The sequence below is a fragment of the Pseudoxanthomonas sp. SGT-18 genome (genome assembly GCF_003931645.1).
Classification (GTDB): domain Bacteria; phylum Pseudomonadota; class Gammaproteobacteria; order Xanthomonadales; family Xanthomonadaceae; genus Pseudoxanthomonas.
This window is the reverse complement of the sequence record NZ_RRYJ01000012.1, coordinates 66,639-91,576: the sequence shown is the minus strand read 5'-3', so window position 1 is coordinate 91,576 and position 24,938 is coordinate 66,639. Positions and strand designations below refer to the sequence as shown.

At 69.2% G+C, this 24,938-nt stretch carries 22 protein-coding genes, 1 other RNA gene and 1 CRISPR repeat array; of the genes, 19 read left to right on the top strand and 4 right to left on the bottom strand.

Features of this window, described 5'->3' with window-relative positions:
* The first annotated feature begins 1 nt into the window (after position 1).
* A complete protein-coding gene (locus tag EIM47_RS16125; RefSeq protein ID WP_019398845.1) occupies positions 2-136 on the top strand; it encodes a hypothetical protein in 135 nt (44 codons plus the stop codon).
* On the opposite strand, the gene EIM47_RS14570 is transcribed toward EIM47_RS16125, so the two are convergent.
* Complete coding sequence (locus EIM47_RS14570) at positions 133-708, bottom strand: hypothetical protein (RefSeq protein WP_125077319.1); 576 nt, start codon at positions 706-708, stop codon at positions 133-135. The genes EIM47_RS16125 and EIM47_RS14570 overlap by 4 nt on opposite strands.
* Positions 709-930: 222 nt before the next feature.
* Between EIM47_RS14570 and EIM47_RS14565 the strand changes: the two genes are divergently transcribed.
* Entirely contained in the window at positions 931-2,958 is a 2,028-nt protein-coding gene (locus EIM47_RS14565) for a sodium-translocating pyrophosphatase (protein ID WP_125077318.1), read from the top strand.
* A gap of 77 nt (positions 2,959-3,035) precedes the next feature.
* On the opposite strand, the gene EIM47_RS14560 is transcribed toward EIM47_RS14565, so the two are convergent.
* Together EIM47_RS14560 and EIM47_RS14555 are read right to left on the bottom strand one after the other, a co-directional pair.
* Positions 3,036-4,361, bottom strand: coding sequence for an aminopeptidase P N-terminal domain-containing protein (locus tag EIM47_RS14560; protein WP_028915098.1), 1,326 nt, complete (start codon positions 4,359-4,361; stop codon positions 3,036-3,038).
* Position 4,362: 1 nt separating this feature from the next.
* On the bottom strand, positions 4,363-4,908 hold the full coding sequence (locus EIM47_RS14555) for a UPF0149 family protein (RefSeq protein WP_125077317.1): 546 nt from the start codon (positions 4,906-4,908) through the stop codon (positions 4,363-4,365).
* Between the two features lie 115 nt (positions 4,909-5,023).
* On the opposite strand from EIM47_RS14555, the gene EIM47_RS14550 reads away from it, so the two are divergent.
* The 14 genes from EIM47_RS14550 (at position 5,024) to EIM47_RS14485 (ending at position 21,749) form a co-directional block, all read left to right on the top strand.
* Positions 5,024-5,248 carry a TIGR02449 family protein gene (locus EIM47_RS14550; RefSeq protein ID WP_019398850.1) on the top strand — a complete coding sequence of 75 codons (225 nt, stop codon included), beginning with the start codon at positions 5,024-5,026 and terminating at the stop codon, positions 5,246-5,248.
* Entirely contained in the window at positions 5,245-5,556 is a 312-nt protein-coding gene (gene zapA / locus EIM47_RS14545) for a cell division protein ZapA (RefSeq protein ID WP_019398851.1), read from the top strand. Before EIM47_RS14550 ends, zapA begins: the two co-directional genes overlap by 4 nt.
* Before the next feature lie 113 nt (positions 5,557-5,669).
* A non-coding RNA gene (ssrS, locus tag EIM47_RS14540) (6S RNA) lies at positions 5,670-5,852 on the top strand.
* Between the two features lie 119 nt (positions 5,853-5,971).
* Positions 5,972-6,583, top strand: a complete 612-nt coding sequence (locus EIM47_RS14535) for a 5-formyltetrahydrofolate cyclo-ligase (RefSeq protein ID WP_028915100.1) — start codon at positions 5,972-5,974, stop codon at positions 6,581-6,583.
* Positions 6,580-7,056 (top strand): EVE domain-containing protein, encoded by a 477-nt coding sequence (locus tag EIM47_RS14530; RefSeq protein ID WP_028915101.1) that lies wholly within the window; start codon positions 6,580-6,582, stop codon positions 7,054-7,056. Before EIM47_RS14535 ends, EIM47_RS14530 begins: the two co-directional genes overlap by 4 nt.
* A 76-nt stretch (positions 7,057-7,132) precedes the next feature.
* Positions 7,133-7,780 (top strand): ribose-5-phosphate isomerase RpiA, encoded by a 648-nt coding sequence (gene rpiA, locus EIM47_RS14525; RefSeq protein WP_028915102.1) that lies wholly within the window; start codon positions 7,133-7,135, stop codon positions 7,778-7,780.
* A gap of 134 nt (positions 7,781-7,914) precedes the next feature.
* A complete protein-coding gene (cas1f, locus tag EIM47_RS14520; RefSeq protein ID WP_125077316.1) occupies positions 7,915-8,892 on the top strand; it encodes a type I-F CRISPR-associated endonuclease Cas1f in 978 nt (325 codons plus the stop codon).
* Entirely contained in the window at positions 8,889-12,374 is a 3,486-nt protein-coding gene (cas3f, locus tag EIM47_RS14515; RefSeq protein ID WP_125077315.1) for a type I-F CRISPR-associated helicase Cas3f, read from the top strand. The genes cas1f and cas3f overlap by 4 nt, the downstream gene beginning before the upstream one ends.
* Before the next feature lie 118 nt (positions 12,375-12,492).
* Positions 12,493-13,842 (top strand): type I-F CRISPR-associated protein Csy1, encoded by a 1,350-nt coding sequence (gene csy1 / locus EIM47_RS14510; protein ID WP_125077314.1) that lies wholly within the window; start codon positions 12,493-12,495, stop codon positions 13,840-13,842.
* Positions 13,839-14,819 carry a type I-F CRISPR-associated protein Csy2 gene (csy2, locus tag EIM47_RS14505; RefSeq protein WP_125077313.1) on the top strand — a complete coding sequence of 327 codons (981 nt, stop codon included), beginning with the start codon at positions 13,839-13,841 and terminating at the stop codon, positions 14,817-14,819. Before csy1 ends, csy2 begins: the two co-directional genes overlap by 4 nt.
* Before the next feature lie 33 nt (positions 14,820-14,852).
* Complete coding sequence (csy3, locus tag EIM47_RS14500; protein ID WP_125077312.1) at positions 14,853-15,881, top strand: type I-F CRISPR-associated protein Csy3; 1,029 nt, start codon at positions 14,853-14,855, stop codon at positions 15,879-15,881.
* Between the two features lies 1 nt (position 15,882).
* Positions 15,883-16,452, top strand: coding sequence for a type I-F CRISPR-associated endoribonuclease Cas6/Csy4 (gene cas6f / locus EIM47_RS14495; protein ID WP_125077311.1), 570 nt, complete (start codon positions 15,883-15,885; stop codon positions 16,450-16,452).
* Positions 16,453-16,585: 133 nt separating this feature from the next.
* Positions 16,586-20,034: a CRISPR direct-repeat array (repeat unit 28 nt; unit sequence GTTCGCTGCCGCGTAGGCAGCTCAGAAA).
* 362 nt (positions 20,035-20,396) lie between these two features.
* On the top strand, positions 20,397-20,852 hold the full coding sequence (locus tag EIM47_RS14490; protein WP_028915103.1) for a DUF192 domain-containing protein: 456 nt from the start codon (positions 20,397-20,399) through the stop codon (positions 20,850-20,852).
* Positions 20,853-20,900: 48 nt separating this feature from the next.
* Entirely contained in the window at positions 20,901-21,749 is an 849-nt protein-coding gene (locus tag EIM47_RS14485) for a SirB1 family protein (RefSeq protein WP_028915104.1), read from the top strand.
* Between the two features lie 33 nt (positions 21,750-21,782).
* On the opposite strand, the gene EIM47_RS14480 is transcribed toward EIM47_RS14485, so the two are convergent.
* Complete coding sequence (locus EIM47_RS14480) at positions 21,783-21,971, bottom strand: rubredoxin (protein ID WP_019398857.1); 189 nt, start codon at positions 21,969-21,971, stop codon at positions 21,783-21,785.
* A 64-nt stretch (positions 21,972-22,035) separates the two neighbouring features.
* Here EIM47_RS14480 and thiE point away from each other — a divergent pair, with 64 nt between their 5' ends.
* The 3 genes from thiE to EIM47_RS14465 all read left to right on the top strand — a co-directional run bounded on the left by thiE (position 22,036) and on the right by EIM47_RS14465 (position 24,915).
* Complete coding sequence (gene thiE, locus EIM47_RS14475; RefSeq protein ID WP_028915106.1) at positions 22,036-22,674, top strand: thiamine phosphate synthase; 639 nt, start codon at positions 22,036-22,038, stop codon at positions 22,672-22,674.
* Between the two features lie 62 nt (positions 22,675-22,736).
* A complete protein-coding gene (gene hemL / locus EIM47_RS14470) occupies positions 22,737-24,038 on the top strand; it encodes a glutamate-1-semialdehyde 2,1-aminomutase (RefSeq protein ID WP_019398859.1) in 1,302 nt (433 codons plus the stop codon).
* Positions 24,022-24,915, top strand: coding sequence for an ion transporter (locus EIM47_RS14465; RefSeq protein ID WP_240626252.1), 894 nt, complete (start codon positions 24,022-24,024; stop codon positions 24,913-24,915). Before hemL ends, EIM47_RS14465 begins: the two co-directional genes overlap by 17 nt.
* Positions 24,916-24,938: the final 23 nt, after the last annotated feature.

Sequence of the window (24,938 nt, the reverse complement as noted above, 5' to 3'; positions counted from 1 at the left end):
GATGACGGACGCGGCCGGCGGGCTCCGCGCCCTGCTGGCCGCGCCGGAGGCGGAGCCGCACCATCCCGGCCGCGACTGCGGCCGCGCGCGGCTGGAGGGCGAGCCGGTGGAACCGGAGGCGCTCCCGGCGGGCTAGTTGCCGCAGGCTCCCTGCGGCGCCTGCAGCACGGCGCTGTACTGCGGCAGCCGGGAGGCCCCGGCAGCCGCCTGCTCGCGGCCCTGCTCCAGGTAGATCCGCGCCTGGCCCTGGCCGTCGCGCGCCGGAGCGTCCGCCCCGGACTTGCGCCAGACCTGGACCACCGCCTCGCGCCCCGGGCAGGCCGCCTCGGGGATCTTCACCACGTCGTTGAGCGTCCAGCCGGCCGCGGCCGAGGGTTGCGCCTGTTCGGCCCCGACATAGCGCGCGCGCGGCTGGCAGGCGCCGCCCAGCGGCACCACCTGCAGCGCATAGGGCGCGGCGGCCCCGGCCTGCGCGTAACTGCCTTCCAGGCGTACGCAGGCTTCCGGGATCTGGCGCACGGTATGCACCGCGCCCGGGGCCTGTGGTGCGCCGACGCGCGCCGCCGGCTCCTGCGCGCGCAGCGGCACCACCACCGCCAGGGCGGTGGCCAGCAGCACCAGCAGGAAGGCCTGGCGGAAGGCAGCGCGGCTGCGCGCCTGGGCGCCGGCGACGGGGGATTGGTGGCGGACGGACGGGCGACGGCTCATGGGCAACGCCGGGCTCGGGGGACTACAAGCCTGCCCCGGCGCGGATGAACGCCATGTGGCCTTCCGCACGCGGCTGGGGTCATACTCGGCCCACTCCACGGAAGTCGAACACGGTACGACGCGTCTCGGTAACGGGTCCGTTCCAGTGCTTCATGGCTCGCCAGGCGTGGTCCTCCCGGTTCGACCTCGGTCGGACGGCATCCATACACCTCGGGAGGGGTCATGCTGGAACAACACGGTCTGACGCTGGCGCTGCTGTGCGCCGTGCTCGCAATCCTCTACGGCATCATCTCCGCACGCTGGATCCTGGCGCAGCCTGCAGGCAACGAACGCATGCAGCAGATCGCCGCGGCGATCCAGGAAGGCGCGCGCGCCTACCTCAACCGCCAGTACCTCACCATCGCCGTCGCCGGCGTGGTGCTGTTCGTGCTGGTGGGGCTGTTCCTGAGCTGGTACACCGCCATCGGGTTCGCCATCGGCGCGGTGCTGTCCGGCGCCGCCGGCTACATCGGCATGAACGTGTCGGTGCGCGCCAACGTGCGCACCGCCGAGGCTGCGCGCCACGGCCTGCGCCCGGCGATGGACGTGGCGTTCCGCGGCGGCGCGATCACCGGCATGCTGGTGGTCGGGCTGGGCCTGCTGGGCGTGGCCGGCTACTTCTGGCTGCTGCAGAAGCTGGGGCTGTCGCTGGCCGACAACCTGCACGCACTGGTCGGCCTGGCCTTCGGTTCCTCGCTGATCTCGATCTTCGCGCGCCTGGGTGGCGGCATCTTCACCAAGGGCGCCGACGTGGGCGCGGACCTGGTGGGCAAGGTCGAGGCCGGGATCCCGGAGGACGATCCGCGCAACCCGGCGGTGATCGCGGACAACGTCGGCGACAACGTCGGCGACTGCGCCGGCATGGCCGCGGACCTGTTCGAGACCTACGCGGTGACGGTGATCGCGACCATGCTGCTGGGCGGGCTGATGCTCGACCAGGTCGGTGCCAACGCGGTGCTGTACCCGCTGGTGCTGGGCGGCGTCTCGATCGTGGCCTCGATCATCGGCGCGTTCTTCGTGCGCGCCAGGGACGGCGGCTCGATCATGGGCGCGCTGTACAAGGGCGTGATCGTGTCCGGCGTGCTGGCGGCGATCGCGTTCTGGCCGGTGACCAGCTCGCTGATGGCCGGCTCGCCGGCGGGCCCGGGCAACCTCTACGTGTGCGCGCTGATCGGCCTGGTGCTGACCGGCCTGATCGTGTGGATCACCGAGTACTACACCGGCACCGAGTACGGCCCGGTGCGGCACGTCGCCCAGGCCTCGACCACCGGCCACGGCACCAACATCATCGCCGGCCTGGGCGTGTCGATGAAGGCCACCGCGCTGCCGGTGGTGGCGGTGTGCGCGGCGATCTGGGGCGCGCACGCGCTGGCCGGGCTGTACGGCATCGCCATCGCCGCCACCGCGATGCTGTCGATGGCCGGCATGGTGGTGGCGCTGGACGCCTACGGCCCGATCACCGACAACGCCGGCGGCATCGCCGAGATGAGCGAGCTGCCGCCGGAGGTGCGCGCGGTGACCGATCCGCTGGACGCGGTGGGCAACACCACCAAGGCGGTGACCAAGGGCTACGCGATCGGCTCGGCGGCGCTGGCGGCGCTGGTGCTGTTCGCCGATTACACCCACAACCTGCAGGCCAGCAATCCGGGGCAGACCTTCGCCTTCGACCTGTCCGACCACACGGTGATCATCGGCCTGCTGGTCGGCGGCCTGATCCCCTACCTGTTCGGCGCGATGGCGATGGAGGCGGTGGGCCGCGCCGCCGGCGCGGTGGTCGAGGAAGTGCGCCGCCAGTTCCGCGAGATCGCCGGGATCATGCAGGGCACGGCCAAGCCGCAGTACGACCGCGCGGTTGACATGCTGACCCGGTCGGCGATCAAGGAAATGATCGTGCCCTCGCTGCTGCCGGTGGTGGTGCCGATCATCGTCGGCCTGCTGCTGGGACCGAAGGCGCTGGGCGGCCTGCTGATCGGCACCATCGTCACCGGCCTGTTCGTGGCCATCTCCATGACCACCGGCGGCGGCGCCTGGGACAACGCCAAGAAGTACATCGAGGACGGCAACTTCGGCGGCAAGGGTTCGGAGGCGCACAAGGCCGCGGTCACCGGCGACACCGTCGGCGATCCCTACAAGGACACCGCCGGCCCGGCGATCAACCCGCTGATCAAGATCATCAACATCGTGGCGCTGCTGCTGGTGCCGTTGCTTTGATCGTTGCCGGTCGTTGAAAGGAGAAGCCCCGGCCAGGCCGGGGCTTTTCCTTTTTCCTCTCCCCATGGGGTGAGGGGTCAGCGTTGGGCCATGAAGGCCTCGATCTCGTCGGCCGAGCGGGCCAGGCCTTCGGTGAGGATGCGGTGGCCGTCGCCGGTCACCACCACGTTGTCCTCGGTGCGGATGCCGATGCCGCGCCAGCGCGGCTGCACCGTGGTGTCGTCCGGCATCACGTACAGGCCCGGTTCGATGGTGAACACCATGCCCGGCTCCAGCAGGCGCGACTCGCCGTCGATGCGGTAGTCGCCGACGTCGTGCACGTCCAGGCCCAGCCAGTGGCCGCTCTTGTGCCGGTAGAAGCGCTTGTAGCTCTCCGCGGCCAGGTTCTTCTGCAGCGTGCCCTTGAGCAGGCCCAGCGACAGCAGGCCCTCGGTGAGCGCCTCCACCGCCGCTTCGTGCATGGCGATCCACGGCTCGCCCGGGCGCGCCTTCTCCAGCGCCGCCGCCTGGGCGCGGCCGACCAGGTCGTGCAGCGCGCGCTGCTCCTTCGAGAAGTGGCCGTTGGCCGGGAAGGTGCGGGTGATGTCGGCGGCGTAGTTGCGGTACTCGGCGCCGGCGTCGATCAGCACCAGGTCGCCGTCGCGGATGCGGGCATTGTTGGCCACGTAGTGCAGCACGCAACCATTGCCACCGGCGCCGACGATGCTGCCGTAGGCCGGGCAGGCGTCGGCGGCGCGGAACACGCGCTCCAGCTCGGCCTGCAGCTCGTATTCGTACATGCCCGGGCGCACCGCGCGCATCGCCGCCTGGTGCGCGCGCACGCTGATCTCGGCCGCCTTCTCCATCAGCCGCAGCTCCTCGCGCGACTTGAACAGGCGCATCTCGTGCAGCAGGTGGCCCAGCTCCAGGAACTCGTGCGGTGGCTGCGCCCCGTGGCGCACCTGGGCGCGTACGCGGTTGACCCAGCCGATCAGCTTGAGGTCGAACTCGGCGTCGCGGCCGAAGTGGTAGTACACCCGCGAGCGGCCCTCGAGCAGGCCGGGCAGGATGTCGTCCAGGTCGTCGATCGGGTAGGCGTCGTCCAGGCCGAACGCCTCCACCGCGCCCTCCTGGCCGAAGCGCGGGCCGTCCCAGGCCTCGCGCTCCGGGTCGCGCTCGCGGCAGAACAGCAGGGCCTCGCCGTGCTTGCGCCCGGGCACCAGCACCAGCACCGCGTCCGGCTCGGGGAAGCCGCACAGGTACCAGAAGTCGGAGTCCTGCCGGTAGGGATAGTGGGTGTCGTGGCTGCGCACGCGCTGCGGCGCGGCCGGGAGCACCAGGATGGCGTCGTCGCCGGCCATGCGCATGAGCTGGCGGCGCCGGCGCGCGAATTCGGCGACGGGGATGCCGGTGACGCTGCGCATGTCAGTTGAAGTTGCGGCGGTGGCGCGGACCGAGCACGCAGTCGCCATGCAGCAGCAGGGTGGCCACGCGCACGAATTCCTCCAGTTCCGAGAGCGAGGCTTCGTCCTCCTCGTCCTCGTCGATGTCCTGCACCCGGGCCCCGGCCAGCTTGCCGAGGTCCTGCAGGGCCTCGCTGCCCTCCTCCGACAGCGGCGGCTTGGCCCCGGCGGCCAGGCCGAAGGCGCCGAGGAAGCCGCGGCACCAGTCGAACAGCGCCTGCGCGCGCTGGCGCACGCTGGCATCCTCGTCGGCCAGCAGCAGCTGGAAGGCGAACTCGCCGTCCTCCAGCTGGGCCACGCTGCCCTCGCGCAGGCGGTCCAGGGCGCTGCCGGCGGGCGGCGGCGGCAGGGATTCGTCGGCCATGACCTTGGCGGTCCAGTCGCGCGCGTCGGCGCCGCCCCCGGCCAGCCAGCCGCAGAGGGCGCCGTGCAGTTCGGCGGGCGAGGCGACCAGGCCGAGCTCGCGGCTGGCCGCGGCGACCTCCTGGGGAGTGGGCAGTTGCGACATGTCGGGCGGGGGCGGGAAGGGGAGCCAAGTGTATCAATCCGCCCGCGACGGCCCGGTGGCCGGCCGTCCGGACTCGCTTGACCGGCGCGCGGGGCGCTGCCTATCGTGGCCTCCCATGGAACCCACGCCCGACGCCACCGCCCGCCTCCGCGCCCTCGCCGCGCGGGTCGAAGCGCTGGCCGACCGCTGCCAGCGGCTGGCGGAGGAGAACCGCAGCCTGCGCCTGCAGCAGGAGCAGCTGGTCGCCGAGCGCGCGCAGCTGCTGCTGAAGAACGAGCAGGCGCGGTCCCGGGTCGAGGCGATGATCGCGCGGCTGCGGTCGCTGGAGCAGCACACGTGAGCACCGAGCCGGTAGAAGTCCGCATCCTGGACCGCGAGTACACCGTCGGCGTGCCGGCGGGTGAACGCGACAGCCTGCAGGCGGCCGCCCGCCTGCTGGACTCGCGCATGCGCGAGATCCGCGGCAGCAACCGCATGGTCTCGCTGGACCGGCTGGCGGTGCTGGCCGCGCTGAACCTGGCCCACGAACTGCAACAGGCGCGCGAGGAACGCGACGCCCGCGAGCGCGAGCTGGCGCGGGTGCTGGACACCCTGGACCGGCGCCTGGACAGCCTGCTCGGCCCGGCCACGGACAAACCACAAGACTGAATGCGCGGTCCGATTGACCGCGCCTTCCGGCCCTGAACCAGGCATTGCCGGAATCTTCGCTATTCACGCCACGCAGGCTAGGCAGCGCGCGCGGCGACGCTATAATCCTTTCGCGTTCTCTGCCGTGTTCGACAGCTGGCAAAACATTCGCCTTGTCCCTTAAAAACGACACCGGGGATGCGACGACGCCGGGTGTGCATGTCCGCCATGTAGCGGGAAGCCCGAAGGTTTCCGACCGTTCCCACTTGAACCTCGGGTTCAAGGTCGTTTCGCCGCATCGGCATGGTGGAGAACCATTCTTCCGACGACGCCTCCCCCGGGAGGCGTCGTTTTTTGTGCGCGCCGGCACCGTCGCGGGCTTGGCGCGGCCGGCGGCGGCGGCGATCATGCAGCGCCGCCCACGCCCCGGATGCCCATGACCCAGGACCGCCCCACCCTGCGCCGCCAGCTGCGCGACCGCCGCCGCGCGCTGCCGCCGGCCGTGCGCATCGCCGCCGCGCAGGAGCTGGCCGAACGCATCCTCGCCCTGCCTTTCCTGCCGCAGCGCGGCTACGTCGCCGGCTACTGGGCGATGGACGGCGAGATCGGCCTGCACGTGTTGCAGCTGAAGCTGCCCCCGGGCCTGGTCTGGTGCCTGCCGGTGCTGGACGGCGAGCTGCTGCGCTTCGCGCCATGGCGCTCGGGCGACCCGCTGGTGACCAACCGCTTCGGCATTCCCGAGCCGGACGTGGAGCCGTCCTCGGCGCTGGAGCCGGCGGCGATGTCGCTGGTGGTGATGCCGCTGGTCGGCTTCGACCCCGGCGGCCAGCGGCTGGGCATGGGAGGCGGCTGGTATGATCGCAGCTTCGCGTTCCGCCGCGACCGCGCCGCGCCGCCGTGGCTGGTGGGTGCCGGCTTCTCCGTGCAGCAGGTCGAGGCGCTGGAGGGGGCGGAGTGGGACGTGGTCCCCGACGCGATCTGCACCGAGACCCAGACCCTGCTGCGCCCCGGCGCCAGCAGCCCGCAGCACGAGAAAGACCCGACGTGAGCGCCCGCACCCGCTACTGGCTGATGAAGTCCGAACCGGACGCGTTTTCCATCGACGACCTCCAGCGGGTCGGCACCGAGCCCTGGAACGGGGTACGCAACTACCAGGCGCGCAACTTCATGCGCGACGGGATGAAGGTCGGCGACGGGGTGCTGTTCTACCACTCCAACACCAAGGTCCCGGGCATCGTCGGCATCGCCCGCGTGGCCAGCGAGGCCTATCCGGACGAGACCCAGTTCGACCCGAAGTCCGACTACTACGACCCCAAGGCCACCCGCGAGCAGCCGCGCTGGTACCTGGTGGACGTGGCCTTCGAGCGCAAGCTCGCCCGCACCATCCCGCTGGACGAGATCAAGCAGCACGCCGACCAGCTCGGCGAAGGCTTCCCCCTGGTCGCCCGCGGCAACCGCCTGTCCGTGTTCCCGGTCACCGCGGCGCAGTGGAAGCTACTCTTGGCGCTGGAAAAGCAGTGATTTGCCGTTCGTGATTAGCGGGCGGCGAAGCGCTCCTACGAATCACCAATCACCAATTACCAATCACGGCCCTCCAATGTCTGAAGCCAAGCGCCTGGCCGGCGAAAAGGCCATCGAGTACGTCGAGGACGGCATGGTCGTCGGCGTGGGCACCGGCTCGACCGTGGCCTACTTCATCGAGGCCCTGGGCCGGATCAAGGACCGCATTGCCGGCGCCGTTTCCAGCTCCGAGCAGAGCACGAAGCGGCTGAAGGAGCTGGGCATCGAGGTGTTGGACGCCAACGCCGCCGGCCCGCTGAAGCTGTACGTGGACGGCGCCGACGAGTGCGACCCGCACAAGCGCCTGATCAAGGGCGGCGGCGCCGCGCTGACCCGGGAGAAGATCATCGCCGAGGCCAGCGAGACCTTCGTGTGCATCATCGATCCGGCCAAGCAGGTACCGGTGCTGGGCAAGTTCCCGCTGCCGGTGGAAGTGATCCCGATGGCGCGCAGCCTGGTCGCCCGCCGCATCCTGGAACTGACCGGCGGCCAGCCGGTGTGGCGCGACGGCGTGGTCACCGACAACGGCAACTGGATCCTGGACGTGCACAACCTCCGCATCACCGACCCGGTGAAGATGGAGAGCGAACTCAACCAGATCCCCGGCGTGGTCAGCGTCGGCCTGTTCGCCCGCCGCCCGGCCGACATCGTGATCGTCGGCGGCCAGCCGCCGCAGGTGCTCTGAGCCCGGACAGCGGCCACCGCCCGGCCTCCGCTTGCATCCGTCGCCGGATCTGAGACATTCCGCACGGACGACCTTCCCAGGGGCCGCGGAACGGGAACGCCCATCCGCCCCCGGGTGATACTGCGGGGGCTGCAATGGACGAGCTGTCGCCGTCTGACCTGAAAACGATCCTGCATTCCAAGCGGGCGAACCTCTATTACCTCGAGCACTGCCGGGTACTGGTCAACGGCGGACGTGTCGAGTACGTCACCGAGAGCGGCAAGCGCCAGCTCTATTGGAACATTCCGATCGCCAACACCACCTGCCTGCTGCTGGGGACCGGCACCTCGGTCACCCAGGCGGCAATGCGCGAGCTGGCCAGGGCCGGAGTGCTGGTGGGCTTCTGTGGCGGGGGTGGCACGCCGCTGTTCACCGCCAACGAGGTCGACGTGGACGTGGCCTGGTTCTCGCCCCAGAGCGAGTACCGGCCCACCGAGTACCTGCAAGCCTGGGTGCGGTTCTGGTTCGACGACGATCTGCGCCTGCACGCGGCCAAGGCCTTCCAGCGGGCACGCCTGGCCCGGCTGCGCACGCAGTGGACGCACAGCTGGCTGCGCGAGGCCGGCTTCGGCGTCGATCCGGCGCGGCTGGACGGGCTGCTGGAGCACTCCGCCCGCGAAATCGGACAGGCCCAGGACGGCACCGCCCTGTTGACCGAGGAGGCACGCCTCACCAAGGCGCTGTTCCGGCTGGCCGCCGAGGCGACCCGATACGGCGAGTTCACCCGGGCCAAACGCGGCTCCGGCACCGATCCGGCCAACCGCTTCCTCGACCACGGCAACTATCTGGCCTATGGCCTGGGCGCGACGGCCTGCTGGGTGCTGGGGCTGCCGCACGGCCTGGCGGTCCTGCACGGCAAGACCCACCGAGGCGGCCTGGTGTTCGACGTGGCCGACCTGGTCAAGGACGCCCACATCCTGCCGCAGGCCTTTCTGTCGGCCATGCGCGGCGACGACGAGCAGGCATTCCGCCGCGGCTGCATCGAGGCCCTGGCGCGCAGCGAGGCGCTGGACTTCATGATTGACACGGTCAAGGCCACTGCCCTGGACACGGCAGGCAGGGGACAGGCATGAACGTGCTGCTGGTGTCCCAGTGCGACAAGCGTGCCCTGGTCGAGACGCGGCGCATTCTGGACCAGTTCGCCGAACGCCGCGGCGACCGCACCTGGCAGACCGCGATCACCGGGGCCGGCCTGGACACGCTGCGCCGGTTGCTGCGGCGTACGGCGCGCAAGAACACCGCGGTGGCCTGCCACTGGATCCGCGGCCGCGACCATACCGAGCTGCTGTGGATCGTGGGCGACGCCAGCCGCTTCAACGCTGAAGGAGCGGTTCCCACCAACACCACCACTCGCGACGTGCTGCGGCGCGAGGACGAGAACGACTGGCACTCGGCCCAGGACATCCGCCTGCTGGCCCAGCTGGCAGCCCTGCTGCACGACCTGGGCAAGGCCAGCGTGGCGTTCCAGCGGCGCCTGCGCAACGAGCTTGCCGGACGCAACCTCGTCCGACACGAGTGGGTGTCGCTGCGCCTGTTCCTGGCTTTTGTCGGCGACGACGACGATGAGGGCTGGCTGCGCCGCCTGGCGAACGGGACGGCAGCCGATGCGGACACCTGGACGGCGCCTGATCGCTACCGGCGCGACGGCATGGATGCGGGCATCGAGCCGCAAGCCTTCCGCAAACTGGCCCAGCGCGCGCCCCTGGCCGCCGCGATCGGCTGGCTGGTCCTGACCCACCACCGCATGCCGATGGCCCCCTGCATGCAGGATGGCCGGCAGCGGCCCTGGGGGTTCCGGACCCGGGCGATCGAGGCGGCCTGGCTGCGCGACCCACTGTCCTGCATCACCCATGCATGGAACGAAGTCCAGGAGCAGGTCGGGATGGAAGACTTCGCCCCGTACTGGGAGCTGGCCGCCCCCCTGCCAGTGGTGTCGCCGGCCTGGCGCAAGCAGGCCGCGCGGGTGGCCCGGCGGCTGCTCGAGCGCCACCGGCAGACACGCATTGGTTGGCTGGACAACATCTGGGTCCTGCACCTGGCCCGCCTGTGCCTGATGCTGGCCGACCACCACTACTCCAGCCTGGGCCTCGATGGGGGTGGCCAATCCGTCCCGGAACGGCAGCCCTTCGTGCAGTCGGACCAGACCCTGTTCGCCAACACCCGGCGCGACCGGCACGGGCGCATGCAACCCAACCAGTCGCTGCTGGAGCACCTGCTCGGCGTCGGCCACGAGGCCGGACTGGTGGCCCATGCCCTGCCCGCTCTGGAACGGCACCTGCCGCGTCTGGCCCACCACCGTGGATTGCGCAAGCGCACGGGCGATCCCCGCTTCGCCTGGCAGGACCGGGCTTTCGATGCCGCCGCCGGACTGCGCGAAACGGCCCGCGAGCAGGGGGCGTTCATCGTCAACATGGCCTCCACCGGCTGCGGCAAGACCCTGGCCAATGCCCGCATCCTCTATGCCCTGGCCGAACCGCAGCGCGGCATGCGAGCCACTTACGCCCTGGGCCTGCGCACGCTGACCCTGCAGACCGGACGCGCCTACCGCCGTGACCTGGGCCTGGGCGAGGACGAGCTGGCCGTACTGGTGGGCGGCTCGGCGAATCGGGCACTGTTCGAGTTCCACGAACGGCAGGCGGAGGCCTGCGGCTCGGCCTCGACCCGGGCGCTGCTGGAGGAGGACGGCCACGTGCTGTACGAGGGCGACACCACGTCCCACCCCCTGCTGGCCCGCGCGCTGGCCGAAGGGGACGCGCGCAAGCTGCTGCTGGCCCCGCTGGCGGTGTGCACGGTGGACCACCTGGTCCCGGCCAGCGAGTCGCTGCGTGCCGGACGCCAGATCGCCCCACTGCTGCGCCTGCTCGGCGCCGACCTGGTGCTGGACGAGCTGGACGATTACGACATCGCCGACCTGCCTGCGCTCAGTCGCTTGGTGTTCTTCGCCGGCATGTACGGGACACGCGTCGTGCTGTCGTCGGCCACCATGCCGCCGGCCCTGGTCGAGGGCATGTTCTGCGCGTATCAGGCCGGGCGCCGGCAATGGCGCGGCAACCGTGGCAACACCACCGTTCCGCAGGACGCGCCGGTGGAAGTGCCCTGCCTGTGGGTGGACGAGCACGGCCGGCCACAGGCGCAGGCATGCGCGGATGCTGCTGGCTTTGCCGAGGCACATGCCCGCTTCGTAGGGCAACGCGTCGCCAGGCTGCAGGCACAGTCTCCGCTGCGCATGGCACGCCTGCAGCGGTTGCAGGTTGCCCCTGGCCAAAAGCGCGAGGCCATCCGCCAACAGTTCGGCGCCGCCGTCGCCCAGGCGGCCCACGAACTGCATCGCCACCATGCCGACACCGATCCGGTCACCGGCCGCCGTGCCAGCTTCGGTATCGTGCGCATGGCCAACATCGATCCGCTGGTCGAGGTCGCACGTGCACTGGCGGCACTCGATCCGCCGGCGGGCATCCGGCTGCACCTGTGTGTCTACCACGCCCGCTTCCCGCTGGCCCAGCGCTCGGCCATCGAGACGCTGCTGGACGAAGTGCTGGACCGGCGCGACCCGGCCCGGGTCTGGCGCCATCCATCCGTGCGCGCTGCCATCGACGTGGCCCCGGACCACGACCACCTGTTCCTGGTGCTGGCCTCCCCGGTCTGCGAGGTGGGGCGTGACTGGGACGCGGACTGGGCCATCGCCGAACCGTCCTCGATGCGCTCGGTGATCCAGCTGGCCGGCCGCGTGCGCCGGCATCGCCCCAGGACGGTACCGATGGCTCCGAACCTGGTCGTCTTCGACACCAACCTGAAGGCGCTGGAACAGCCGGGCAAACCCGCCTTCATCCGCCCGGGATTCGAGAAGGACTCACCCGGCCAGCAGTTCCTGCTGGCCAGCCATCGCCTGGCCACGCTGCGACCGGATGCGGAAGGACGGACCGACGCGGGCGAACCCATCGACGCCGTGCCGCGTATCCGCTCCTTCCCGGAGGCCCTGACTCACGCGCGCTCGCACTGGGTGGCGCTGGAGCACGCCCGCATGGAGACGGCCATGCAGCCCCTTCCGGACGCCGCGCTGCACCCGGCACCCGCGGCCGGAGGCCGCCCCTCGGCCCGGCGGGGTACCGGTACTTGGCCCCAGGACGTGCTCGATCGCGCCTGCCTGGGCTGGCAGTTCCCGCAGGCCACCCTGCTGGGCGTGCTGGCGCAGGAACAGCCGTTCCGTGCCGACACGGACCACGACCGCACCCTGGCCTTCCTGCCGGACGAGGAGGAGGAAACCCTGGTGATCCACCGGGTGGAGCCGGAGCTGGAGAAGCAGGGCCAGGACCCGTACGTCCGCGCTGGTGCCGACCTGATCCACCGTTCAGACCTGGAAACAGCCACGGGCGTACACCCCTGGGGTGCCATGGACGAGACGCAGCTGCTGGAACGGATCCGGGAACTGGCCGAAGCCGAGGGCCTGGGCCTGCGCCAGGCCGCCTGCCGCTTCGCCACCGTCGAGGTGCCGCGGGAACGGGAGGAAGGCCGCGGCTGGGAATGGCACCCGTGGTTCGGGTTCCGGCCGGCATGAGCCGCCGGCTGCTGGAAGCAACTGGGCCCAGGAGCAAAACGGATCGAGCAGACAGTATCAGCCTCTGAGACTCAAACCAGGTTTGATGCAGTTGGGACCACCAAGGATGAGGGGAAACATGAACCCGGATACACGAAGAGCAGCCCGGTTTCGGGAAGCAATCTCTGGCTTCATTGAAGAACGCAGGTCCGCCAAGGAACAGGACAGGAACTACGACCCGGCCAAGTACGAATACCGGGCCTGGCTGGCTGACGCCGCCAGGCGGGTGGGACAGATCCAGGTCGTGACGCACGTCCTCAAGGCCACCCATCCCGATGCGCGCGGAAGCAGCCTGCACGTACCACCCTCCAACCTGCCACCGCATCCCGATATCGGCAGCCACGTGTTGGACGGTGGCTTCGCCGAGGACGCGGTGGGCACGGCGGCATTGGATGTGTTCAAGTTCCTCAGGACGGAGGTGGAAGGACGACGCCTGCTGGACTGGATGCGTGCCGGCGATGCCGACCTGAAGGCGGCGCTGAGTGACGATCCTATCGAAGCGGAGTCATGGATGGCCGCGTTCGCCTCGCTGGTACGCCAGGATGAAGCACCTGCCTCCCACCCCTTGGCCAAGCAGGTGTACTGGCTGGTGGGAGACGACCCCCGCGATGACGGGCACTACCACCTGCTGCAACCGTTGTTTTCCAGCTCGCTGGCGCATGCCGTCCATGCAGACATCCAGTCGGCATGGTTCGGCGAAGCGAACATGGAGGCGCGCAAGGCATTCCGCGAAAACCGGCCGTCGGAAGTCCCCTGCCGCGAATACCGCGACCTGGCCTTCCGCAAGCTGGGCGGAACCAACTCCCAGAACATCAGCCAGCTCAATAGCGAGCGGGGTGGCCTCAACTACCTGTTGCCTTCACTGCCGCCTCCTGCATGGAAGGCGCGTGGCGTCCGCCTGCTCCGCCATGCGTCAGCCTTCACCGGCCTCATCCACTTCGGCGCCATGCGGGAACGGGTGGCTGCGCTGGCGGAATTCCTGGCGAGCAACCCGGATCCGACAATCGAAACACGCAACCGGCGCGAAGACCTGGAACAGGCCATCTGCCTGGAACTGGCGGAGTTCGGCGCGACCATCCGATCCCAGCAACAGGCCGGATGGACCCGCGATCCGCAATGCGAACTCCCAAGGCACCAGCAACTCTGGCTGGACCCGGACCGTACCACGCTGGAGGTGCGCACCGATCCCGGGCGTCCCGAATGGCAGGCCGATGACGAAGCCTTCATCCGCGAGTACGAAAAAGGCGACTGGGCCGACGAGGTAGCCACCGACTTCGGGCGCTGGCTCAACCAGCAACTACGGGAGCGCAGCCCCAGGCTGGTGGCGTCGGCGGAGGTGGAGATGCGCCATTTCGCCTGCCAGGCCATTCTCGACGTGGCCTGGCCAACACCGATGCGGCGCCGGGCGGCGGTGGGAGGTGCGGCATGAGCCAGTGTCCGCAGTACACGCATCTGGTCGTCCTGCCGCACCTGCGCGTGCAGAATGCCAATGCCGTTTCCAGCCCGCTCACGCATGGCTTCCCGTCCATGACCGCCTTCCTCGGCCTGGTGTGGGCCCTGGAACGCAAGGCGGTTGCGGCCGGGCTTGAGCATCTGGCGTTCAATGCTGTCGGCGTGGTCTGCCACGACTGGCAGGAGCTGGTCACCGATGGCTACGTCAAGGCACTCAGGCTGACCCGCAACCCCGTGGACAAGGACGGCGGTACCGCTGCCATCGTCGAGGAGGGCCGCATCCACCTCGAACTGAGCCTGGTACTCGCCGTCTACACGGACGAATGGGAGCAGGACCGGCAGGCATGTGACCTCCAAACCCTGGCCAACCTGGTCGCTGGCATGCGCATCGCCGGTGGCACTGTCGTGCCAGCAACCCAGAGTGCAGGCACTCGTCACCGTCCCTGGGTAGCCGACATGCGGGGCGATCGCTGGGAAGGCGAATTCCACCGCCTGCGTTGCCGCCTTCTGCCCGGTTCCACCCTGGTCGAGCGCGCGGACCTCATCGGGCAACGCCTGGAGCAGCTGCGCGCCACATCGCCACAGGCCACCCGCCTGGATGCCTGGCTGTCGCTGTCCCGCAACGACCGGCACTACCTGCCCGATGCCGACAATGGCAAGGGACGCTGGGTTTCCAGCCGCAGCCTGCAGGGCGGATGGATCGTGCCCATCCCAGTCGGATACGGCGCACTGTCGGAGCTGTACCCGGCAGGACGCGTACGCAACGCAAGGGACCAGGCCACGCCGTTCCGCTTCGTCGAGAGCCTCTACTCCATCGGCGAATGGATCGGAGCCCACCGCCTGCGGCGCCCCGAGGAGCTGCTCTGGTGGGCCGACAGCCAACCCGATTCCGGCCTCTACCGCTGCCGGAATGGTTACCCACCGGACGGCCACCCCACGCCGCCTGCCGTTTGATTGCCACCCACTGACAAGACAAGGAATTCCGTCATGAGCAACAAGATCAAAACCGCCTCCGTCCTGGCCTTCGAGCGCAAGCTGGATCCGTCCGACGCCCTGCTGTTCTCCGGCAACTGGGATGAACGCGATGCCGCCGACGGCTGGCAGCCGGTGACCGTCCACGAAAAGTCCGTCCGGGGCACCATCTCCAACCGGCTCAAGGCTAAGGACCAGGATCCGGCCAAGCTGGATGCCAAGATCGAGAACCCCAACCCGCAGACCGTGGACGTAGCCACGCTGCCGGCCGATGCCGACACCCTGAAGGTGCAGTTCACCCTCCGTGTGCTGGGCAATGTCGGCGAGCCCTCCGCGTGCAACGACCGCGCCTACCGCGACAGGCTGGTGGAGACGGTGCAGGGCTATGTGCAGGCCAACGGTTTCGCCGAGCTGGCCCGCCGCTATGCCCTCAACCTGGCCAACGGGCGCTTCCTGTGGCGCAACCGCATCGGCGCCGAACAGGCCGAGGTGCGTGTGGCACAGCTGAAGGACGGCAAGCCCGCGGCTGCGTGGGTGTTCGACGCCCTGTCCATCTCCCTGCGCGACATGGACGCGCCGTCGGCCCACGCGGAGGCCGTTTCCGCACTGGCGGACGTGATCGCTTCTGGTCTGTCCGGCCGGGCCCACGTGCTGCTGCAGGTGACGGCCTTCGTCCGCATCGGCGCCGGCCAGGAGGTGTTCCCCTCGCAGGAACTGATCCTGAAGCATGGCCGCGGCGACAAAAGCAAGACGCTGTACCACGTCGGTGGCACGGCTGCCATCCACTCCCAGAAGATCGGCAACGCGATCCGTTCCATCGACACCTGGTATCCGGGCGCCGAGGAGAATGGGCCCATCGCGGTGGAGCCCTACGGCTCGGTCACCACGCAGGGCAAAGCCTGGCGCCAGCCCAAGGCGAAGATGGACTTCTACACCCTGTTCGATGGCTGGGTGGTGGACGGCAAGGTGCCACCCCTGGAGCAGCAGCACTTCGTCATCGCCACCCTGATCCGCGGCGGTGTGTTCGGCAAGGCGGACGGCTGACATGACCAGTCACTACGTAGACCTGACGGTCCTGCCCGATGCCGAAACCGCCGCTCCGGTGCTGATGGGCGCCCTGTACGACCGTCTGCACCGCACCCTGGTCGAGCGACGGCTCGACACCATCGGCGCCAGCTTCCCGGAATACTCTGTGATTCCCCGGTCCATCGGAGACGTCCTTCGTCTTCACGGCGACAACGGCGTCCTGCGGGACTTGCTGTCTTCCGACTGGCTACGTGGCCTGCGTGACCATGTCCGCATGGGCAGCGTCCTACCCGTGCCTGCGGATGCGATGCATCGCAATGTCCGACGTCGGCAGTTCAAGACCAGCGTTGAACGCCTACGGCGGCGACGCATGCGACGGAAGGGCGAAACAGCGGAGGAGGCCGCGCGCGCCATCCCTGACTCCGCGGCCGAAAACCCGAACTTGCCCTACCTGCATCTACGTAGCCTCAGCAGCGGGCAGGCCTTCTGCCTGTTCATCGCCATGGGGACGTTGCAACTGGCTCCGGTTCCAGGCCGTTTCAACAGCTACGGTCTTGGTGAAGCCGGCGCCACCATCCCATGGTTCTGACCCCCTTTTTTTGGGGCAAATTCAGGCTCTTTGAAAAATCAACAAGTTGCGAACCCCCTGAAGAAAAGGGGTTGAGCTCCGGAATGTGGCCTTGGCGCCCGCCACGCAAGGGCCACACCCGGAGCTGCGTCTTGTTCGCTGCCGCGTAGGCAGCTCAGAAAAGCTCGGCCAGGTCGTCGCGCCAGCGCTGCTCGTTCGCTGCCGCGTAGGCAGCTCAGAAAACGCCGTCTCTGCGTCAGTCCAGACGCAGAAGGTTCGCTGCCGCGTAGGCAGCTCAGAAAACCCCAGCCGAGTCTCGCAGGCCACGCCACACGTTCGCTGCCGCGTAGGCAGCTCAGAAATCCCGGACGGTATGCTCCGGCAGGCGGACGCCGTTCGCTGCCGCGTAGGCAGCTCAGAAAATGGCCAGCCACGACGGCGTCAACTTCGAGGTGTTCGCTGCCGCGTAGGCAGCTCAGAAACGCAGTCCAGAGCGGCCGCTCGACCAGGAGGCGTTCGCTGCCGCGTAGGCAGCTCAGAAATGCGCACCAGCAACCAGGAGGCGGCGGCATGAGTTCGCTGCCGCGTAGGCAGCTCAGAAATCCCGCGCCGATTCGAGGGCGGCGGCCAGCGCGTTCGCTGCCGCGTAGGCAGCTCAGAAAGGATTTTGTCGTCCTGCACGTCGACGTCGCAGGTTCGCTGCCGCGTAGGCAGCTCAGAAATGCTACAGGCTGGATCAGGCGGGCGTTGCCGCGTTCGCTGCCGCGTAGGCAGCTCAGAAATTGCGTGATGCGCTGATTAAGGCGAGCAAGGGGTTCGCTGCCGCGTAGGCAGCTCAGAAAGACCGTGGTGACAGTAAATCACGACTGCGCTGGTTCGCTGCCGCGTAGGCAGCTCAGAAACGAGCGCGCCCGTGGGGGTGGATGAAGTCCGCGTTCGCTGCCGCGTAGGCAGCTCAGAAAGGAGTACCGGCTCCACTTCTTCAGCTGGTGGGGTTCGCTGCCGCGTAGGCAGCTCAGAAAAGCGCCCCCTGGCCCTTGCCCTGCATGTAGGCGTTCGCTGCCGCGTAGGCAGCTCAGAAAGGCCTGACGCCGCGGTGATAGACGACGATCCGCGTTCGCTGCCGCGTAGGCAGCTCAGAAACGCAGCGCCGAGCGGGGAGGCGGTGGCCTATCGTTCGCTGCCGCGTAGGCAGCTCAGAAAACCACGACGGTGCCGTAGCTGTGCTGCTCGGAGTTCGCTGCCGCGTAGGCAGCTCAGAAAAGCCGAACTGGCGCAGGAAACTCTCCGGACTTGTTCGCTGCCGCGTAGGCAGCTCAGAAAGACTGGCTCCGGGGCCTGCTGCATCGCGCCTCGTTCGCTGCCGCGTAGGCAGCTCAGAAACTTCTTGGGGTCGCGCCGGATGATGTCGGCGGGTTCGCTGCCGCGTAGGCAGCTCAGAAATTCCGCCTTTCTTCCCGCTCCGTATCCAAGGCGTTCGCTGCCGCGTAGGCAGCTCAGAAATGGTCGTGCAGGACCGAGGACGCAACGCCGATGTTCGCTGCCGCGTAGGCAGCTCAGAAAAACACGCCCTCGCGGGCGGTGCCCGGCACCTCCGTTCGCTGCCGCGTAGGCAGCTCAGAAAGTCCAGCGCGGCCAGCTGCAGCAGCGCCGCCGGTTCGCTGCCGCGTAGGCAGCTCAGAAAAGGTACAGGTCGGCGATGGTGAGGCCGCCGTCGTTCGCTGCCGCGTAGGCAGCTCAGAAAACGAAGCGCACGTCCTCACGCGACTTGTCGTAGTTCGCTGCCGCGTAGGCAGCTCAGAAATGCTCGAAATAGTCCCGGTCCCGCTGCTCGATGTTCGCTGCCGCGTAGGCAGCTCAGAAACTGTACTGCCGTGTCTCCCTGTCCCAGTTCAAGTTCGCTGCCGCGTAGGCAGCTCAGAAAACCCGCCCGCCGGTCCAGCTGCGGAGGATACCGTTCGCTGCCGCGTAGGCAGCTCAGAAACTGAGGGGCGTGTCGGGGAGCTACTACAGCACGTTCGCTGCCGCGTAGGCAGCTCAGAAACGCGGCGCGGAACCGGATTTTGTCGTCTTGCAGTTCGCTGCCGCGTAGGCAGCTCAGAAATCCGTTTGCCGCTGCGATGGCGGCGTCGATCAGTTCGCTGCCGCGTAGGCAGCTCAGAAATCGGCGCGGTGGATGGCCACATACGGCAGCTCGTTCGCTGCCGCGTAGGCAGCTCAGAAAGCGCAGCATCGTGTCGACCGGATCCGTCTTCCGTTCGCTGCCGCGTAGGCAGCTCAGAAAATCGGCCGGGTCAGCAACGCGTTCGCCTCCGCGTTCGCTGCCGCGTAGGCAGCTCAGAAAAAAGCGGACGCGTGCGCCATCTGGATCGTGCAGTTCGCTGCCGCGTAGGCAGCTCAGAAAAGCAGCAGCGTACGCGGCGTGCGGATCGGCTCGTTCGCTGCCGCGTAGGCAGCTCAGAAAAGCGAGGCATCTCGTATATCCAACGGTTCTTCGTTCGCTGCCGCGTAGGCAGCTCAGAAATACCGCAAGCCCGATTGTGTCTAGGTTGTCTTGTTCGCTGCCGCGTAGGCAGCTCAGAAACAGATGTCCCGGCCGTTCGTGCGCATCCCGCAGTTCGCTGCCGCGTAGGCAGCTCAGAAAGCTCCCCTCGGGGCGCACCCAGCGGCAGCCGGTTCGCTGCCGCGTAGGCAGCTCAGAAAATGTGCAGCCAGACGAAGTCAGCCAGGGAGCCGTTCGCTGCCGCGTAGGCAGCTCAGAAAAACAACACAGACCCGGTGCGGGCGCTGATCGGGTTCGCTGCCGCGTAGGCAGCTCAGAAATTGCAAAGCGCATCGGTGTAGTTATTCCACGAGTTCGCTGCCGCGTAGGCAGCTCAGAAATCGATCCGCACGCCGTACTGGCCGCGCCGGCAGTTCGCTGCCGCGTAGGCAGCTCAGAAATGCGGGATGCCGTCCACGAACGCCTCCAGCAGGTTCGCTGCCGCGTAGGCAGCTCAGAAAATGTCGGCGGCCTTGACCTTGCGAGCGTCGCTGTTCGCTGCCGCGTAGGCAGCTCAGAAATACGCCAGCACCAACGTCGAGCATCACACGGCGTTCGCTGCCGCGTAGGCAGCTCAGAAAAAAACGGTAGGCGTGTCAATACCCCTGCGCGAGTTCGCTGCCGCGTAGGCAGCTCAGAAATCGACCGGATCGGGAGCAAGGCCGGCGATGTGGTTCGCTGCCGCGTAGGCAGCTCAGAAATCCGCGACCAGCAGACGACGCGGGTGATCCCCGTTCGCTGCCGCGTAGGCAGCTCAGAAAGAGCGCAGTAACGAGAGCTGAGGCATGGGCTTGTTCGCTGCCGCGTAGGCAGCTCAGAAAAGTGGCATGTGAGTAACTCCCAACCACTCCAGGTTCGCTGCCGCGTAGGCAGCTCAGAAACAGTTGACCGAGATGTCGACGTCCCAGATGCCGTTCGCTGCCGCGTAGGCAGCTCAGAAAGGCGTGGAGAGGCATTCGCTGCACGCTTGAAAGTTCGCTGCCGCGTAGGAAGCTCAGAAAAACACCACAGACCCGGTGCGTGCACTTGTTGAGTTCGCTGCCGAGTGGCAGCTAATGCGGTGTTCGAAGGAGATCATCGGCTGCGGACTCGCTGGCAAGCAATGCCGTGCCAGCCGGAGGCGAGTCGCCAGCAGGGAGGCCCAGGTCTTCTGTCGGGGCAAATTGACGCGCCGATCCTCCATTCCTATCCGTATGGTGCATGGGCACAACTCCCAGGCAGGTCCACGGCTCGCGCCCCATGCTCCCCCGCCAGCCGTCCAACGATTTGGCTGGCCGCGCTGGTGACGCCAAGGCTAGCCAGCCCGACCTCCTGGTCGAATCCGGCCTTCTTGCTGGATGGCCGGGCACTTACCCACGTGCGTGCGCACATCTGCCGGCCCAACGGCTACGATTGGGCGCTTCGACGCTGATTGGGAGTCCACATGCCCCGACTGCTCCGCCGCCTTGCCGTCCTGACCGCGCTGCTGCTGGGCAGCGGCCTTGCCGCCGCCAGCGACCACTGGGTCGAGCTGGCCGGCGAGCGCTTCCAGGTCGAGATCGCCGCCACCGAGGCCCAGCGCGCGCGCGGGCTGATGTACCGCGAGCGGCTGGAGCCGGGCCACGGCATGCTCTTCATCCACGACTGGTTCGGGCCGCAGGCCTACTGGATGAAGAACACGCGCATCCCGCTGGACATCCTGTACTTCGACGAGCAGCGCCGGCTGGTCTCGCAGCACCGCGACGTGCCGCCGTGCCGCACCCGCGACTGCCCGGTCTACCCCAGCGGCGCCCCGGCCCGCTACGTGCTGGAGCTCAACGCCGGCGAGGCGGCGCGGCTGGGCGTGGCCGAGGGGGCTGAACTGCGCTTCGGCCCGGGGATCCCCGCGGCGGCGGAGTAGCCGCGCCCGGGCTTGATTGTCGCCGCGCCCGACCCCAGTCTTGGGCGCATGGGGAAAACACGCATCCAACTTCCCGACTGGAACGCCCTGGCAGCGCTGGACGATGCCGCGCTGCCCCTGTTGCCGACCGCCCTGCTGATCGCCCGCGACGAGTACCCGGCGCTGGACCCGGCCGAGTACGACGCCCTGGTGCAGTCGCACGTCGAGCACCTGCGGCCGGAGGTGGAGGCGATCCCGTCGACCGCGCTGAAGATGGCGGCGATCAACCGCCACCTGTTCGACGAGCTGGGCTACAGCGGCAACCACGACGCCTACTACGACCCGCGCAACAGCTACCTCAACCAGGTGCTGGAGCGGCGCCTGGGCAACCCGATCTCGCTGGCGATGGTGCAGATGGAGGTCGCCCGCCGCCTGGGCGTGCCGCTGGACGGGGTCTCCTTCCCCGGGCACTTCCTGGTGCGGCTGCCGGTGGACGGCGGCCTGCTGGTGATGGACCCGTTCAACGGCGGCCGCCCGCTGGCGGTGGAGGAGCTGCGCGAGCGGGTGCGCCCGCACCTGGGCGGCGAGGTCCCGGACGACCGGGTGCTGCTGCAGATCCTCACCCCCGCCCCGCACCGGGCGATCCTGGCGCGGGTGCTGCGCAACCTGCACGGCGTGTACGCCGCCGCCGGGGAATGGGAGCGCGCCGCGCGCAGCGCCGACCGCGTGCTGCGGCTGGTGCCGGAGGAAACCGACGCCCTGCGCGACCGCGGCCTGGCCTACATGGAGCTGGGGCACATCGAGGGCGCGCGCCGCGACCTGGGCCGCTACCTGCAGCTGGCCCCGGACGCCGCCGACGCCGAAGCGATCCGCGAACGCCTGATCGACGCAGCCGGGCAGCGCACCGTGCTGCACTGAGCCCGCCCACGCCCGCCGGGGCGCGGTGCCGGCTCAGATCTCCATCATCTCGAAGTCGTCCTTGGTGACCCCGCAATCCGGGCATGTCCAGGTGTCCGGGATGTCCTCCCAGCGCGTCCCGGGCGGGATGCCCTCTTCCGGCAAGCCTTCGGCTTCGTGGTAGATGAAGCCGCATACCACGCACATCCAGCTGCGGTAAGGGGCGTTGTCGGTCTCGCTCATCGGATAATGCAGGCCTGCGTCAGGGGCGCCATTGTCCCACAGGCGCCCGCACGACGGAGTCGAGATGAGCCCTGCCCCCCGCCCCCGAGGCCTGTACCTGATCACCCCGGACGAGCCGGTCACCAGCCGCCTGCTGCAGCGGGTAGGGCCGCTGCTTGGCGCCGGCGTGGCCTGGCTGCAGTACCGCAACAAGGCCGCCAGCGCGGCGCTGAGGCAGGAGCAGGCCGCGGCGCTGCAGGCCCTGTGCGCGCGCGCCGGAGTGCCGCTGCTGGTCAACGACGACGCGGCCCTGGCCTCGGAGATCGGCGCCGCCGGCGCCCACCTAGGCGAGGACGACGGCGCCCTGGCCGCGGCCCGCGCCCTGCTCGGCCCGCACGCCATCCTCGGCGCCTCCTGCTACGACAGCCTGCAGCTTGCGCGCGAGGCGGTGGCCGCCGGTGCCAGCTACGTGGCCTTCGGCGCGTTCTTCCCCACCACCACCAAGGTGGTGACCCGGCGCGCCACCCCGGACCTGCTGCGCGATGCCGCGGCGCTGGGCGTGCCGCGGGTGGCGATCGGCGGCATCACCCCGGAAAACGGCCGCGCCCTGGTCGAGGCCGGCGCCGACCTGCTGGCGGTGATCGGCGGGGTGTTCGACGCGCCCGATCCGCTGGCGGCGGTGCGGGCCTACCAGCGCTGTTTCCAGGCCACGCCGGCGGCCTGAGCGGGGCGCGCGCGGGCGGCGGGGCCTACAATACGGGGCTTCGCCGCACTGGAACCGTCCCGATGAACCACGACCGCTCCCACGCCCTGTTCTCCCGCGCGCAGCAGCTGCTGCCTGGAGGCGTGAACTCGCCGGTGCGTGCGTTCAAGTCGGTGGGCGGCGAGCCGTTCTTCGTGCAGCGCGCCGACGGCCCCTACCTGTTCGACGTCGACGGCAACCGCTACATCGACTACGTCGGCTCCTGGGGCCCGATGATCGTCGGCCACAACCACCCGGCGGTGCGCGAGGCGGTGCAGGAGGCGATCGGCAACGGCCTGTCCTACGGCGCCCCGTGCGAGGCCGAGGTGGAGATGGCCGAGACCATCACCCGCCTGGTGCCGTCCTGCGAGATGGTGCGCATGGTCAACTCCGGCACCGAGGCCACGCTGTCGGCGATCCGCCTGGCGCGCGGCGCCACCGGCCGCCAGCGCGTCGTCAAGTTCGAGGGCTGCTACCACGGCCACGGCGACTCGTTCCTGGTCAAGGCCGGCAGCGGCATGCTGACCCTGGGCGTGCCGACCTCGCCGGGCGTGCCGGCCGGCCTCAGCGAGCTGACCGCCACCCTCAGCTACAACGACTTCGAGGGCGCCACGAAGCTGTTCGGGGAGATCGGCGGCGAGATCGCCGCGGTGATCATCGAGCCGGTGGTGGGCAATGCCAACTGCATCCCACCGCGCCCGGGCTACCTGCAGCACCTGCGCGAGCTGTGCACGAAGCACGGCGCGCTGCTGATCTTCGACGAGGTGATGACCGGCTTCCGCGTGGCCCTGGGCGGTGCCCAGGCGCACTACGGCATCACCCCGGACCTGACCACCTTCGGCAAGATCATCGGCGGCGGCATGCCGGTGGGCGCCTACGGCGGCCGCCGCGAACTGATGCAGCAGATCGCCCCGGCCGGCCCGATCTACCAGGCCGGCACCCTCAGCGGCAATCCGGTGGCCATGGCCGCCGGCCTGGCCATGCTGCAGCTGATCCAGGAGCCGGGCTTCCACGCGCGCCTGGCCGCGGCCACCGCGCAGCTGTGCGAGGGCTTCGAGGCCGCCGCGCGCGAGGCCGGCGTGCCGCTGACCACCAACCACGTCGGCGCCATGTTCGGCCTGTTCTTCACCGACCAGAAGGTGGAGACCTACGCCCAGGCCACCGCCTGCGACACCACCGCGTTCAACCGCTTCTTCCACGCCATGCTCGAGCGCGGCGTGTTCCTGGCCCCGAGCGCCTACGAGGCCGGCTTCCTCTCCAGCGCCCACGACGGCGCGGTGATCGACGCCACCCTCGAGGCCGCGCGCGCCGCGTTCCGGAGCCTGGCCGATGACCGCGCCGGCTGAGCCCGGCGCCGGCCCGCACGCGGACGGCGGCAGCCTGTTCGAGCGCGAGCACCTGCCGGCCTCCAGCGAAGGCCGGCGCTACCGCTGGTTCCGGGTGATCTTCCACCACGACGCCCCGGACGAGCGCAACTTCGACCTGGCGCTGATCCTGGTCATCCTGGCCAGCGTGGCGGTGGTGCTGCTGGACTCCATGCCCTCGGTGAAGGTGCGTTGGCACGCCTGGCTGTACGCGGCCGAGTGGCTGTTCACCCTGGCCTTCGCCGTGGAATACGGCGTGCGGCTGTGGGTGGTGAAGCGGCCGCTGCGCTATGCCTTCAGCTTCTTCGGCATCATCGACCTGCTGGCGATCCTGCCCACCTTCCTGTCGCTGCTGTTCCCGGCCACCGCCTCGTTCACCGTGATCCGCGCGCTGCGCCTGCTGCGCGTGTTCCGGGTGCTCAAGCTGGTGGAGTATTCCAGCGAGGCCGGGGTGCTGATCCAGGCGCTGGTGCGCAGCCGGCGCAAGATCCTGGTGTTCATCGCCGCGCTGCTGACCATCGTGGTGGTGTTCGGTGCGCTGATGTACGTGGTGGAGGGCCCGGACAACGGCTTCACCAGCATCCCCGCCGGCATGTACTGGGCGATCGTGACCGTCGGCACCGTCGGCTTCGGCGACATCGCCCCGGCCACCCCGTTCGGCCGCTTCGTCACCTCGCTGCTGATCGTGATCGGCTACAGCATCATCGCCGTGCCCACCGGCATCTACACCGCCGAGCTGGCGCGCTCGCTGCAGCCGCGCCGGCGCCAGGCGCGCTGCGGCAGCTGCGGACTGGACGACCACGAGGCCGATGCCTGGCACTGCCGCAAGTGCGGCGCCGCCCTGCCGCGGGAGCCATGAGCGGCGGCGCGCGGGCCCCGGAG